The sequence below is a fragment of the Streptomyces sp. NPDC093149 genome, from assembly GCF_044754145.1.
In the GTDB taxonomy this organism is placed as follows: Bacteria; Actinomycetota; Actinomycetes; order Streptomycetales; family Streptomycetaceae; genus Streptomyces.
The window spans coordinates 72,461-85,566 of record NZ_JBIVON010000013.1 but is presented as its reverse complement, the minus strand read 5'-3'; the positions used below and the strand labels follow the sequence as shown (position 1 = coordinate 85,566).

Annotated in this window: 12 protein-coding genes; 6 read left to right on the top strand and 6 right to left on the bottom strand. The window is 70.4% G+C overall.

What is annotated here, in order from left to right:
* Window positions 1-50 precede the first annotated feature (50 nt).
* A complete protein-coding gene (locus tag ACIQCZ_RS31880; protein ID WP_402287417.1) occupies window positions 51-1,031 on the bottom strand; it encodes a GlxA family transcriptional regulator in 981 nt (326 codons plus the stop codon).
* A gap of 709 nt (window positions 1,032-1,740) precedes the next feature.
* Between ACIQCZ_RS31880 and ACIQCZ_RS31875 the strand changes: the two genes are divergently transcribed.
* From ACIQCZ_RS31875 to ACIQCZ_RS31865, 3 genes are all read left to right on the top strand, one after another.
* A complete protein-coding gene (locus ACIQCZ_RS31875) occupies window positions 1,741-2,496 on the top strand; it encodes an SDR family NAD(P)-dependent oxidoreductase (protein ID WP_402287415.1) in 756 nt (251 codons plus the stop codon).
* A gap of 159 nt (window positions 2,497-2,655) precedes the next feature.
* The gene (locus ACIQCZ_RS31870; RefSeq protein WP_402287412.1) at window positions 2,656-3,555 is read left to right on the top strand and encodes an ABC transporter substrate-binding protein; all 900 of its coding nucleotides are present in this window, start codon (window positions 2,656-2,658) and stop codon (window positions 3,553-3,555) included.
* 57 nt (window positions 3,556-3,612) lie between these two features.
* Window positions 3,613-4,344, top strand: coding sequence for an SDR family oxidoreductase (locus ACIQCZ_RS31865; RefSeq protein WP_402287409.1), 732 nt, complete (start codon window positions 3,613-3,615; stop codon window positions 4,342-4,344).
* Between the two features lie 133 nt (window positions 4,345-4,477).
* On the opposite strand, the gene ACIQCZ_RS31860 is transcribed toward ACIQCZ_RS31865, so the two are convergent.
* The gene (locus ACIQCZ_RS31860) at window positions 4,478-5,458 is read right to left on the bottom strand and encodes an NAD(P)/FAD-dependent oxidoreductase (RefSeq protein ID WP_402287406.1); all 981 of its coding nucleotides are present in this window, start codon (window positions 5,456-5,458) and stop codon (window positions 4,478-4,480) included.
* Between the two features lie 91 nt (window positions 5,459-5,549).
* Between ACIQCZ_RS31860 and ACIQCZ_RS31855 the strand changes: the two genes are divergently transcribed.
* From ACIQCZ_RS31855 to ACIQCZ_RS31845, 3 genes are all read left to right on the top strand, one after another.
* Window positions 5,550-6,149, top strand: coding sequence for a helix-turn-helix domain-containing protein (locus ACIQCZ_RS31855; RefSeq protein WP_402287403.1), 600 nt, complete (start codon window positions 5,550-5,552; stop codon window positions 6,147-6,149).
* 453 nt (window positions 6,150-6,602) lie between these two features.
* On the top strand, window positions 6,603-7,955 hold the full coding sequence (gene lysA / locus ACIQCZ_RS31850; RefSeq protein WP_402287401.1) for a diaminopimelate decarboxylase: 1,353 nt from the start codon (window positions 6,603-6,605) through the stop codon (window positions 7,953-7,955).
* A 9-nt stretch (window positions 7,956-7,964) separates the two neighbouring features.
* Entirely contained in the window at window positions 7,965-8,888 is a 924-nt protein-coding gene (locus tag ACIQCZ_RS31845) for a LysR family transcriptional regulator (RefSeq protein ID WP_376217494.1), read from the top strand.
* 19 nt (window positions 8,889-8,907) lie between these two features.
* Here ACIQCZ_RS31845 and ACIQCZ_RS31840 read toward each other — a convergent pair whose 3' ends face one another.
* From ACIQCZ_RS31840 to ACIQCZ_RS31825, 4 genes are read right to left on the bottom strand one after another with little or no spacing between them, the layout of a single operon-like run.
* Window positions 8,908-9,753 carry a serine hydrolase gene (locus ACIQCZ_RS31840; RefSeq protein WP_402287397.1) on the bottom strand — a complete coding sequence of 282 codons (846 nt, stop codon included), beginning with the start codon at window positions 9,751-9,753 and terminating at the stop codon, window positions 8,908-8,910.
* The gene (locus ACIQCZ_RS31835; protein ID WP_402287394.1) at window positions 9,750-11,360 is read right to left on the bottom strand and encodes an amidohydrolase family protein; all 1,611 of its coding nucleotides are present in this window, start codon (window positions 11,358-11,360) and stop codon (window positions 9,750-9,752) included. Before ACIQCZ_RS31835 ends, ACIQCZ_RS31840 begins: the two co-directional genes overlap by 4 nt.
* The gene (locus ACIQCZ_RS31830) at window positions 11,360-12,133 is read right to left on the bottom strand and encodes an amino acid ABC transporter ATP-binding protein (RefSeq protein WP_402287392.1); all 774 of its coding nucleotides are present in this window, start codon (window positions 12,131-12,133) and stop codon (window positions 11,360-11,362) included. The genes ACIQCZ_RS31835 and ACIQCZ_RS31830 overlap by 1 nt, the downstream gene beginning before the upstream one ends.
* Window positions 12,130-13,101 (bottom strand): amino acid ABC transporter permease, encoded by a 972-nt coding sequence (locus ACIQCZ_RS31825; protein WP_402287390.1) that lies wholly within the window; start codon window positions 13,099-13,101, stop codon window positions 12,130-12,132. Before ACIQCZ_RS31825 ends, ACIQCZ_RS31830 begins: the two co-directional genes overlap by 4 nt.
* Window positions 13,102-13,106 lie beyond the last annotated feature (5 nt).

Genomic DNA, 13,106 nt, shown 5'->3' with positions numbered 1-13,106 from the left:
GGGGGGACGGGCAGGGCCGAGGAACGGCCGCTGCCCGAAGATCGGGACGGTCAGCCGGCCAACCGCGACTGTGTCCGCAACCGGGACGGCGAGGCGCCGTAGGTTTCGGTGATCAGGCGGCGCAGCTGTCGTGCGTCGCGGAAGCCGCAGCGGGCCGCGACAACCTCCACCGTCAGACCGGTGCCGACCAGCAGGGTGCGGGCCCGTTCCAGGCGCAGCTGCCGCTGGTAGGTGAGCGGGGTGATGCCGGTGGCTTTGGTGAAGGCCCGGGTCAGGCCGCGCGGAGACAGATGGGCGATGGCCGCGAGTTCGTCCAGGGTGTGAGGGGCGTCCAGATTCTGGGCCAGGTGGTCCTGCACCCGGTGCACTGCGGGCTGCACATGGTCGCGGTGGCGCAGGAACGGGCTGATCTGTGTGGTGTCGCCGTCCCGTCGCAGATACAGCACCAGTTCACGGGCGACCGCGGCGGTCAGTTCCGGGCCGTGGTGTTGTTCGACGAGAGACAGCGAGAGGTCGATTCCGGCCGAGATGCCCGCGCTGGTGCTGACCCGTCCGTCGTGGACGTACAGCGCGGCTTCGCGCACCCGGGCCGAGGGGTATCGCTCGCGCATCGCCGTGGTGAGCGACCAGTGCGTCGTGCATGCCCGGCCGTCCAGCAGTCCCGCCTCTCCGAGTACGGCGGCACCGCTGCACACCGACGCCACCCGGGCCCCGGCGTCATACGCTTCCCGTACCCAGCGAACCGCGGCCTCCGGTACCAGTCGGCCGGATCCGGTCAGTCTCGGCCCGGGAACCAGTACCAGATCGCCCGGCCCGGCCTGCGTCGCTGCCAGGTGCGACAGACCGGTCAGCTGCAGGCCTTGCGCCGAGCGCACCCCGCCGGTCTCGGCGGCGTACTCCAGCCAGTAGCCGCCCCCCAAATGGGCAGCGGCATCGAAGACCTGCACCGGACCACCGAGGTCCAGCAGGTTCACCTCGGGCAGGACCAGCACGATCACACGTCCGGTGCACCCGCTCGTCACATCATTCACCCGGACACAGTAAGCAGGAGCCGGTGGCGTCCACGAGGGCTCTCAGCGCAGTGGAGCGGACAGATCAGGCACTGTCCGGGAGGTGCCCTGCGGTGAGGCCAGGCGTGTTCGTCGCCTTCCTGCCGGGCATGCCGGCACTCTTTCAGTTCCTTGCTCCGTCTCTTGGACGGGGCCGGTCGATGCGCCGGCCGGCGGGCGCGGTCAGGTGCACCGGCCTGCCACGGGTCGCGCTCGGCCACATGGGGCCGAGGAGGGCCGCGCCGACCGACACGTCTCGCGATCCGAGGCCGACAACCGGCCACGACTGCGTCGCGCGCCTACGCTTGCCGCCATGGATCCGGTCTCGATGCATGACGTGGACGACGACTTGCTGGTCATGCACGACATGCTGCTGGACCTCATCACCGAGCGGACCGGAAACACAGAGCGAGGGTGCGGTGAACGGCGGCCGGGCCGACCCGCTGGTCCGTCGGGGCGCACCGGCGGGGACCGCTGCCGGCGCTGCTGAGAGATCACCCGCAATGGGTTGGAGCGGCTGGGCGTCTCGCGGTTACGACGCGAACTCGACCGGTCCCCGGCCGGGTTGCTGCGGGCGACCGGTCGACACCGTGCTCTGCGGGGCGATCCGCTCGGCACGCCCCGGCATCGACGACGAACAGCTCCGGGCGGTCGCGCCGACGGCCCGCGACGACGAGCAGGAGGTGGGCCCGTGACTGTGGCAACCGGCAGGGTGGCGTTGGTGACAGGGGCCAGCAGCGGAATCGGTGCGGCCACCGCGCGCCTTCTGGCCGCGCGAGGGATGCGCGTGGTGGTCAACTACCTCCGCAACGGCACGGCGGCCGAGGAGGTCGTGGCCGGCATCCGGGCCGCGGGCGGCCGGGCCATGGCAGCGCAGGCCGACGTGCGCGAGGCAAGGGCGGTCGAGAGCCTGACCGAGCAGGTCCAGGCGGCATGGGGTGGCATCGACGTGCTCGTGCACAACGCGCTCACCCCGTATGTGATCAAGCCGTTCCAGGACATGACGTGGCAAGAGCTGGGCGGCAAACTCGACGACGAGATGCGTGCGGCGTTCACGGTCACCAAAGCCGTTCTGCCCGCCATGACCGAACAGGGTTGGGGACGCATCATCTATCTCGGTACCGGCCTCAGCAGTCGGCCCCGGGAGGGCATGATCGCGCTGGGCACGGCCAAGGCCGCACTGGCGCAGTTCGCCCGGTACCTCGCCCAGGAACTGGGCCCGTGTGGCATCACGGTCAACGTCGTCGAGCCCGGCCCGGTGGAGGGCACCCGCATGGCGGATGTGGTCGACGAGGAGCTCAAGCAGGGGCAGGTGGCCGCCACCCCCCTGGGCCGTCTGGCGCACCCGGGCGACGTCGCTCAAGCGGTCGCCTTCTACGCCAGCGAGGACAACGCCTTCATGACCGGCACCACGGCCGCGGTCAACGGCGGGATGTCCATGTACTGAGGCCCGCCGCCGCCCCCGCACACGGGGTCGTACCGTCCCGGTCAGGCCGGTGACCGGATCGCATTTGGCGCGCCGTCACCTCTGCACCACGGGCCGCAGCAGCGCGGGTCTGCGGCACACGCGGGCGCCAGGCAGTGACACGATCAAGGAAGAACGTTCATGTACACGATCGATCTCGCCTACGTCGGGCGGGGGCTGCATGAGGAACTGGTCGCCTTCATCGCCGACCAGCAGGGCCACTACGCCGACGAAGGTGTCCACGTAGCGCTGCGCGACGGCTGCTCCTGGGGTGATGAGCGGCTGCGCCGATGCGCCACCATCGGGCTCGGCCGGGCACTGCTGTCACGGCTGACCGATGGCATCCCCTGGGTCGCACTCAATGTCAACACCCACCGCCCGCTGTTCTGGTTCCTCGCGCGCCCCGGCCCGACCTCCCTGGCCGACCTGTCAGGCCGTCGGCTGGCGGTACACGCACCCCGCACCGCACCCGGGTGCTTCGCCCGGATCGTGCTGCGCCGAGCCGGCCTCGACCCGGACCGCGACATCCACACGATCGTCCGCGCGCCCGGCGACTACGGCATGGACCTGCGCCGGCTGCACGAGGGCAGCATCGACGCCGCCCTGGTCGGCAGCACCATGGCACCGGAGGCGATGGCCGCAGAGCACGGCTGGCAGGTGCTGGCCTGGGTCGGCGACCACTTCCGGGTCCCCACCGTAGGCGTGGCGGTCGACCCCACCTACGTCCGTCCGGACGACCCCGCGGTCCAGGCCGTGGTGCGAGCCCATCGACGCGCCCTCCAGGTGATCCACAACGAACCCGACACCACGGTGCGGTACATCCAGGCGTTCCTCGGCCGACACACTGCGGACGAAGTCCGAGCCCACTACGAGACGTTCATCGCTCCGTATTTCGTCACCGACGGCCAAGCAGATCTCGCCGTCGGCGCCGCCGCGATCACCGCGGTCGCCGCCGAACTCGCCGTCCCCGCCACTGTCACCGCAACCGAGTTCTACCGCACCGCAACCGGGAGCCCGACGACGTCGGCCTCACCCGCGTAGCAGTCAAAGACCCATAAAGTGCAAATGGTGCACCAATCATTGAAAGAAGGGACATTCATGAAATTCGCAGTCATCGGCGGAACCGGGCTGATCGGTTCACGAGTCGTGGAGAAGCTGAACGCAGCCGGGCATCGAGCCGTACCGCACTCCCTGTCCACAGGCGTGAACATCATTACTGGTCAGGGGCTGGAGGCGGCAGTGGCGGGCGCCGACGTCGTCATCAACCTGGCGAATTCCCCGACCTTCGACGACGCCTCGCTCGCCTTCTTCCAGACTTCGATGGACAACCTTCTTGCCGCGAGCGAGAAGGCCGGGGTCGGGCACTTCGTCATTCTCTCGATCGTCGGCGTGGATCACGTCCCCGACCTGGACTACTACCGGGCGAAGGTGCTTCAGGAAGACATCCTCAAGGCCGGGCCGATCCCGTATTCCATCGTCCGCGCCACGCAGTTCATGGAGTTCATGGACGCAACCATGTCCATGACCACCGACGGCGACACCGTCCGGCTGCCGACCACACCGATCCAGCCGATCGCCGCCGCGGACGTCTCCGGCTTCGTCGCCGAAGTCGCCGCAGGCGGCCCTCTTAACGGCGTGGTCAACATCGCCGGTCCCGACGTCTACCCCCTCGACGAACTCGGCCGGCTCACCGTGACCGCCAAGCGCGACGGACGGTCTGTCGTCACCGACGACACCGCCGGGATGTTCGCCGTCGTCCACGGCGACGCCATCACCGCCCGGAACGATGCCCGCATCGCCCCCACCCATTACACCGACTGGCTCTCCTGAACCGCTCCCTCGGCAGAACCATCGGGAGAGGTGCGGGCGGCGCGGATCGCTCACCTGGACGGACGCAGACCTTCGAGTGTCGTGCCTGCTTCATGGGCCCGCGGGCCGAGGTCCGGAGTTGCCGCGCTGCGGGCTACCGGGTGGCAGCAATCGCGTGCCGCCGCTGCTCGACGGCGCGGTCCATGTCCTCGTCCAACAGGTCGGTGTTGATGGCGAAGGCGGCGGTGGACCCCATGCCGGCCGCGGCCACGACCTGCGCACGCGGGTCGACGACGTTACCGGCGGCCCAGACACCGGCGACGCTGGTGCGGCCCGTGCGGTCGGTGGTGATCCAGCCGTTGCCGTCCGTGTCACAGCCCAGATGGGTCAGCAGCTCGTCGTGCGCCACTGGGCGGGGGAAGAGGAAGGCCGCGGCGCGGGGGACGGCGCGGCCTTCGACGAGTTCGACGCCGCGCAGCCGGTCGCCGTCGACGACGAGCTGCTTGATCTCGCCCTCGACGAGGCGCAGGCCGCACGCCGCCAGCCGCTCCCGGTCCTGCGCGGTCAGGTCCAGGGTGTGCGGGAAGAAGATGACGTCGTCGCTCCACTGGCGCAGGAGCAGGGCCTGGTGGACCGCTCCCGGGTGGGTGCCGAGGACTGCGAGGGGCTGGTCGCGGACTTCGTAGGCGTGGCAGTACGGGCAGTGCAGCAGGTCCTTGCCCCACCGTTCGCGGACGCCGGGGATGTCGGGCAACTCGTCGCGCAGCCCGGTCGCGATCAGGACGCGGCGGGCCTTGAGCACCACCCCGCCCGCCATACGGACGTAGTAGCCGTGGTCGATCTGTTCCACCCGTCCATGGATGAGCCGGACGCCGTAGCGGGCGATCTCGGCGCGCCCGATATCGAGCAGCGCTGCCGGAGGCAGGCCGTCGCGGGACAGGAAACCATGCATGTGCGAGGCCGGTGCGTTGCGCGGCTCGCCTGCGTCGATCACCGCTACCTTGCGGCGCGCACGGCCCAGGAGCAGGGCGGCGTTGAGTCCGGCTGCTCCGGCGCCGACCACCACCACGTCGTGGGCCTCGTCGGCGTCGCCGTGCGGTGCCCTGCTGTTCTGGTCATTCGTCGTACTGATCATGGAAACAACCTCCTGGCGCGATGGTGCGCGCCAGCTCATGGGGCGACAACTCCTGTTGCCATTTCTGGGACGCGGGAGGTGGAATGGGGGCATGGACGAGCAATCACCGATCGCCGCCACGCTGGCCCAGGTCGGCTCCCGCCTCAGACGCGTCCGCGCCCAGCGCGGCGTGACCCTGTCGGCGCTGGCCGAGGCCACCGGCATCTCCAAGAGCACACTGTCCAGGCTGGAGTCGGGCCTGCGCCGCCCGAGCCTGGAACTGCTGCTGCCCATCGCGCAGGCCCATCAGGTACCCCTGGACGAACTCGTCGGGGCGCCGGAAGTCGGTGACCCGCGGATCCGCTGCAAGCCCCGCGTCCACAACGGCCGCACGGTGATCCCGCTGTCGACGCAGCCGGGACGCCTGCAAGCCTGGAAGTCGATCATTCCTGCGGAACACAACCGGCCTGATCCGGTCACGCACGAGGGGCACGAGTGGCTGTACGTCCTGTCCGGACGCCTGCGGCTCATCCTGGCCGACCACGACCTGATCATGGGGCCGGGCGAGGCCGCCGAGTTCGACACCCGCCTGCCGCACTGGTTCGGCCCCGCGGGAGAGACCCCGGTGGAGGTCCTCAACCTGTTCGGTCCCCAGGGAGAACGCATGCACGTCCGGGCCAAGCCCCATTCCGGGGCGGAGCCGGAGTCCTGACGGAAGGCCCGTTGCCGGGCTTGGAGGCTCTCACTGCCCGTCCGGCACCTCCGTCACCAGCCCTGCCTCCAGCCATGCCGGGGCTCGTGAACCCCGGCACCCGGGCGTCGGCCGTGCCCGCATGCCGCATCAGGCGAACTGGGGGAGACCGGGCAATCGGTCATCCACGGTCACGGCGACCGGGAGGTCCACCCGGCCGGAAGAGGCCGCCGATCCGGTGCCTCTGCCGACGAGCGGCCGTTCCGGCGACATCGTCGGAACGGACTGCGACATCGACGGAGGAGCGATCACAACTCGTGACGGAAGTTCCCCGGCCCGCTACGCGACCCTTCCCACGACCCTCGACGCGGCCCGAGCATCGAAATCCATGAGGCTCAGCCACGGAAGAAAGCGCTTTTGTGACTCCTCCTGAAGGCCGCAGGATGGCGGAGAACCGGCCTGCGGGGAGGAATCATGTCGTCAGCCATCGAAACGGGTCTGCTGCCCTTCACTGCCGAGGTCCGCCCGGAAGGGCTCGCCGTCGGAGGGGTCCTGCTCACCGAACTGGCACGGCGCTGGGGAACACCGCTCTTCGTGTACGACGAGGAGCACCTGCGCCGACGCTGCCGGGAGGCGGTCGCCGCCTTCGGCCAGGGCAACGTCGCATACGCCTCCAAGGCATTCCTGTGCACGGCCATGGCCCGACTGGCCCACGAGGAGGGGATGCTGCTCGATGTGGCCTCCGGCGGCGAGCTGCGGGTGGCGCTGCACGCGGATGTCCCGGCCGGACGGATCGTGCTGCACGGCAACAACAAGGACGAGGCGGAGCTGCGCACGGCGATGTCGGCAGGGGTGCGGCACGTGGTGATCGACAGCTTCGACGAGATGGACCGCATCGAGCGCCTGCACGCCGAGGAACAACTGCCGACCGTCCGGGTTCAGTTGCGGGTGGCGCCCGGTGTCGCCGCTGGCGCACACGAGGCGATCCGGACCGGTGGAAACGATTCGAAGTTCGGCTTCGGCCTCGTCGGCGGAACCGCCGCAGCCGCCGTGCGGCGGGCCGCCGGCTCCCCGGCGATGATCCTGGAGGGCGTCCACGCGCATGTGGGCTCCCAGGTGCTGGACACGGCGGAGCTCGCGGCAGGAGCCGCGGCCGTCGCACGGTTCGCGGCGGAGGTACGGGTGCACCGGCTCACGGTCGGCGGCGGCCTCGGAGTCGCGTACGAGGCGGGGCAGACCGTACCTTCGTTCGCCGACTGGGCGGCCCGGGTGCGCACCGCGGTGCGCGATGCGGGCTGGGGCGGCGAGGTGACAGTGGAGCCCGGCCGGTCCATCGCCGCCCGCGCGGGGCTGACCCTGTACCGGGTGGGCACGATCAAGCGCATCGAGGGCGTGCGGACATACGTCAGCGTCGACGGCGGCATGAGCGACAACCTGCGCCCCGCCCTGTACGGCAGCCGCTACGAGGTGTTCCTGCCGTGCCGCCCCCGCGCCCCTCGACCCCTGCGGGCACGGCTGGTCGGCAAGCACTGCGAGAGCGGCGATGTGATCGTCGACGACGCCGCCCTGCCGTCCGAGCTCGCGGTGGGCGACCTCCTGGCCACACCGGTCACGGGCGCATACGGATATGCCATGGCGTCCAACTACAACAAGCTGCCGCGCCCCGCAGTCGTCTTCGTGTCCGACGGCCGTGCCCGCACCGTGGTCCGAAGGGAGACCGAGGAGGACCTGCTGCGTCTGGACGTGGACGAGCCCGCCGGGCCCGACATGCCACCGGCGACCGCAGGGTCGGGTGCCGGGGCGGCGCGGTACATCGGCAGGGCCTAATCTGACCCGATGCTGAACAGTGCCCGACTGCTCGTCCTGCTGGAAATAGCCCGCACGGGCACCATCGTGGCCGCGGCCCAGGCGCTGCATCTGAGCCCGTCCGCCGTCTCTCATCAACTCGCCCGGCTGGAGCAGGAGCTCGCGGTGGCGTTGGTCGAACGTCAGCCGCAGAGCCTGCGGCTGACGGCGGCCGGTGTGCGACTGGCCGAGCACGCACAGGCCGTCGCCGACCTGATGGCCGTCGCACAGGACGATCTGCGGGCGCACTCCGAAGGCGAAGCCGGGGTACTGCGGCTGGGCTTCTTCGCCTCCTCGGGCCTGGAGCTGCTTCCCCGGGCGCTGTCGGGCTTCGCCGCCGAGCGGCCCCAGGTCGAGCTGGAGCTGATCCTGGGGCAGCCGCACGAGCTGGTGCCCGATCTGGAAGCGGGCCGGCTGGATGCGGCGGTCGTCTTCGAGCATCCGCTGGACCCCTGGTGCCGGCAGGCGGCCGTGGACGTGGAGATGTTCTTCGACGAGCCGCAGCTGGTGGTCCTCCCTCTGCGGCACCGCCTCGGGCGGCGCACCGCGGTCCGGCTTGCCGCTCTGGAGGGGGAGAGCTGGATCGGTACGCACGGCGGCCACACCGGCGAACCGGTCCTGGAACGCGCATGTGCGGCTGAGGGGTTCCGGCCGCGGGTCCGCTGCCGCAGCGATCACTACCAGGTCACGATCAACCTGGCCCGCGCGGGAATGGGCATAGCGCTCGTCCCGGCCCTCGGGCTCGGCGACACCACGGGTGTGCACGTCTGTCGCCTGGACCATCCCCGACTGCATCGGCGGATCGGGGTCGCCACCCGGCCCACCAACCGCAACCCGCTGCTTCGGATTTTCCTCGCGGAGCTGCGGTCGGCGGCCGAGGAGATCCGGTCGCTGCTGGACATGCAGTGGTCCTGACCGGTGGGGCGTACCGTTCTCATTCGCCGACGCGGCGTCGGGCACACGCCGCGAGGGTGCGGCCGACGTCCCGGATGGCATGCACCGCGGCCCGCTCCGTGCTGGGACCCAGCGCCGGGTCCCAGTGCGCCACCACCGCGTACGCCAGCCGGCGCGCACCGATGATGACACCGGCATCGGCGCGGACCCCGGTGTCGGTGCCGGTCTTGTTGGCCACCAGAAGCCCGTCGGGCAGGGGATCCGGGAAGCCGGGGGCGTACGGGTCGTGATCCACCAGGGCGGGGACCATGCCGTGGTCGGTGTTGGCGCGCATCCATCGCAGGAGCCGCGCGGAGGCCGACGGGGAGCTCAGTGTGGAGCGCACCGCATGCGTCACCAGCCCTGCCAGGTCCCGTGCGGTGCCGGTCGCGAAGACGGGCGGCACATCGGGGCCCCGGATGTCACGGACCTTGTCGTGCAGTGTGAGGTGGTCGAGCCCGAGTTCCTTCGCCAGCCGGGCCGTGGACTCACGCCCCACCAGACGGAGCAGTGCGTTGGTGGCGGTGTTGTCGCTGACCGAAGCGGTCAGCCAGGCCAGATCCTCGACGGTCCAGCCGCGCCTGCTCATCCGGCGCAGCAGCCCGGTCCCGTCCGCCAGGTCCTCGTCGAGGATCTCGACGATCCGGTCGGCGAGCAGCTCCCCGGTGTCCAGTCGGCGCGACACCTCGGCGAGCAGCAGCAGCTTCGAGGCGGACGCGACCGGCAGCACTGTGCACTCGTCGACCCCCGCCGTCTCGCCGCCGTCGATGTCGACCGCGGCGACGGCCAGGGTGAGCGGCAGCGCGGCCGAACGCCGCGCCGCCGCGGCCACTTGGGCCAGACTCATCGGATCCTCACCACTTCCCCCGCCCGCGCCGCGGTCGGGCAACCGCCCCTCACGGCGATCCGTCCCGCCACCACGACCGTATCGATGCCTTCGGGCGCCAGCAGCGGCCGGTCGAAGGTGGCGGTGTCACGCACCGACGCCGGGTCGAGGACGACCAGATCGGCGAGGGCGCCGTCGTGGACCACACCGCGGCCGGTGAGTCCGAACCGCCGGGCCGGCAGACCGGTCATCTTGTGTACCGCTTCCTCCAGCGGGATCAGCTGCTGGTCGCGGCCGTAGTGGCCGAGCACGCGGGCGAAGGTTCCCGCCCAACGGGGGTGCGGGCGACCGGGTTTGGGGACGCCGTCCGAGCCGATCATCGAAAGCGGGCTGGCGAGCACCCGCCGCACGTCGTCCTCGCGCATGGAGTGGCTGATGATGGTCACCTCGCCCTGCTCGGCCAGCAGGAGGTCGCACGCGTAGTCGACCGGGTGGACGCCGCGTCCGGCGGCGAGGTCGGCGATGCTGCGGCCCTCGGCCTCCGGGTGCGCCTGCGCGGCGGCCACGGTGATGAGGTCCCAGCCACCGTTGCCCACGGTGTTCTCCCACCCCTTGACGCCTTGAGCGATGTCCGTCCGGATCCGGTCGCGGGTATCACCCCGGCGCAGCCGTTCCAGCAGGGCGCCGACGCCGCCCTCGCTCGTCCATGGCGGCAGCATGGCGTGCAGGACGGTGCTGCCCGCGGTGTACGGGTAGACGTCGCACAGCACGTCCACGCCTTCGGCTCGGGCCTGTTCCAGGCGGGGCAGGGTGCGCAGCGTGGCGCCCCAGGCGTGTCGGCCCGCGGTCTTGTGGTGGGAGATCTGCAGCGGGGCGCCGGAACGCACCGCGATCTCCAGGGCTTCCTCCAGGGCGGTCTCCACCTGTGACATCTCGTCGCGCAGATGGGTGACGTAGGGCTTGCCGTGACGCGCGGCGACCCTGGCCAGCGCGACGATCTCCTCGGTGCCGGCGTAGGTGCCGGGCGGGTAGATCAGCCCGGTGGAGAGGCCGGCCGCACCCTGGCCGAGCGCCCGGTCGAGCAGCGTGCACATGGTGTCCAGCTCGTCGGGCCGGGGCGGGCGGGCCTCGAAGCCCATCACTCCGGCGCGCAGCGTGCCGTGGCCGACGAGCGAGGCGATGTGGGTGCGGCGCAGCGCAGGATCCTGCCCGGCGGCGAACGAGTCGAAGTCCACTGCCGGCCGGACGGGTCCGAGCCCGAACGTCACCCTGAGATGCTCCGTGAGTGAAGGCAGCCGTTCCGGTAGCGAGGGGAACAGGCTCGTCCCGCAGTTGCCGCAGATCTCCGTGGTGACGCCCTGGAGCAGTGGTGCGAGGCGAAGGTCGTCGATCGGCTCGGCGGCGCCGTGGGATGCCGCGAGGGCGTCGGAGTGCGTGTGCACATCGATGAAGCCGGGCGCGACGACCCGGCCGGTGACATCCAGCGTCTCGGCCGCCGCGGCCGGGGTGCCCGCGGGCAGCACGGTGACCCGTCCGTCCACCACCGCGATGTCCGCCTCTTTGGCGGGCGCGCCGGTCCCGTCGACCAGTGTGCCGCCGCGCAGCAGCAGATCCATGGGGCGCCCCATCACAGCACCGTCGACAGGAAGGCCCGCGTGCGCTCGTGACGCGGGTCGGTGAACAGAAGCTCCGGGCTCCCGGCTTCGACGACGGCGCCCTGATCCATGAACAGGACACGGTCTGCGACCTCGCGGGCGAAGCCCATCTCGTGGGTGACCACGACCATCGTCATACCGCTGCGGGCCAGGTCGCGCATGACGCCCAGGACCTCGCCGACGAGCTCGGGATCGAGAGCGGACGTGGGTTCGTCGAAGAGCATGAGCGCCGGCTCCATGGCCAGTGCACGGGCGATCGCCACACGCTGCTGCTGCCCACCGGACAGTTGCCCCGGATAGTGGTCCGCCCGCTCCGCGAGACCGACATGGTCCAGCAGCTCCCGGGCCTGCCTCTCTGCCTGCGCACGGGAGAGACCCTTGACGGCGACGGGCCCCTCCATCACGTTCTGCACCGCCGTACGGTGCGGGAACAGGTGGAACCGCTGGAACACCATGCCGATCCGCTCGCGCTGGCGTCGGATGTCCCGGGGGCGCCGCTCGCGCAGGACGCGCCCGGACGGGCCGTGCTGCTCGTAACCGATCAGCTCACCGTCCATCCACACCCGGCCCGCGTCGATCTGCTCAAGGTGATTGAAGCAGCGCAGCAGCGTCGACTTCCCGGATCCGGAAGGGCCTATGACGCACAGCACCTCACCGCTGCGGACATCGAGATCGATGCCTTTCAGCACCTCGGTGTCACCGAACCGTTTACGGACCCCACGGGCCCTGAGGATGACCTCGTTCATGCCGTCGCCTCCTTCCTGTCACGCCGGGGTACGAGATTCGTCAGGACCCTGCGCCGCAGCGGCGGGGCGGCCCCCGGGCTGTAGCGGCGTTCGACGGCGTGCTGGCCGATGCTGGCGATCGTGGTGAGTACCAGGTACCAGAGGGAAGCCACCAGCAGCAGCGCCACCACCTCGAAATTGGCGAGGTAGAGGTGCTGGGAGACCGTCATCAGATCGGCGCCCGCGATGACGGAGACCAGCGAGGTCGTCTTGAGCATGGAGATGAACTGGTTGCCGAACGGCGGGATGATGACCCTCATCGCCTGCGGAAGGATGATCCGGGAGAGGATCTGACGGTTCGACATGCCGATGGACGCACCCGCCTCGCGCTGGCCGGGGTCCACGCTCTGAATGCCCGCCCGAACGATCTCGGCCATGTAGGCCCCCTCGTTGATGGAGAGACCGAGCAGGGCCGCCACGAAGCCGGTGATGACCTGGTTGGACTGCCAGCTGATGAGTTTCGGGCCGTCGAACGGGACACCGATGCTGATCACCGGGAACAACAGGGCCAGATTGAACCAGAAGATGAGCTGGACGAGCAGCGGGGTGCCCCGGAAGAACCAGGTGTAGGCGCCGGCGGTGAGACGCAGAACCGGACTGTCGGAGAGCTGCATCACTGCGACGAGCACCCCGATGACGATGCCGAGGGCCATCGAGACGAGCGTGAGCTGAATGGTCACCCCGAGGCCCTTGAGGATCACGCCGTCGAACTGGTATTTGGCGACGATGTCCCAGTGCAGGTTGGGATTGACGATGACGGTGTAGGCGAGCCACACCGCGAACAGTGCGGCGGCGAGGACCGCGAGCCAGCGCCCGGGACGAGGGCGCCGGGTCACCTGCAAGGAGAGGTCGTCCTCCGGCGGCATGACAGCGGTGGTGGCTGCCGGTGCCACAACGGGAGCGGCGCCGGGCGTCTTCCGGTGGGTCATGTCCG

Coding starts and splice junctions, on each gene's coding strand:
- ACIQCZ_RS31870 (WP_402287412.1), top strand. CDS start 2,656: ATGTACACGATCGATCTCGCCTACGTCGGGCGGGGGCTGCATGAGGAA.
- ACIQCZ_RS31865 (WP_402287409.1), top strand. CDS start 3,613: ATGAAATTCGCAGTCATCGGCGGAACCGGGCTGATCGGTTCACGAGTC.
- ACIQCZ_RS31860 (WP_402287406.1), bottom strand. CDS start 5,458: ATGATCAGTACGACGAATGACCAGAACAGCAGGGCACCGCACGGCGAC.
- ACIQCZ_RS31855 (WP_402287403.1), top strand. CDS start 5,550: ATGGACGAGCAATCACCGATCGCCGCCACGCTGGCCCAGGTCGGCTCC.
- lysA (WP_402287401.1), top strand. CDS start 6,603: ATGTCGTCAGCCATCGAAACGGGTCTGCTGCCCTTCACTGCCGAGGTC.
- ACIQCZ_RS31845 (WP_376217494.1), top strand. CDS start 7,965: ATGCTGAACAGTGCCCGACTGCTCGTCCTGCTGGAAATAGCCCGCACG.
- ACIQCZ_RS31840 (WP_402287397.1), bottom strand. CDS start 9,753: ATGAGTCTGGCCCAAGTGGCCGCGGCGGCGCGGCGTTCGGCCGCGCTG.
- ACIQCZ_RS31835 (WP_402287394.1), bottom strand. CDS start 11,360: ATGGGGCGCCCCATGGATCTGCTGCTGCGCGGCGGCACACTGGTCGAC.
- ACIQCZ_RS31830 (WP_402287392.1), bottom strand. CDS start 12,133: ATGAACGAGGTCATCCTCAGGGCCCGTGGGGTCCGTAAACGGTTCGGT.
- ACIQCZ_RS31825 (WP_402287390.1), bottom strand. CDS start 13,101: ATGACCCACCGGAAGACGCCCGGCGCCGCTCCCGTTGTGGCACCGGCA.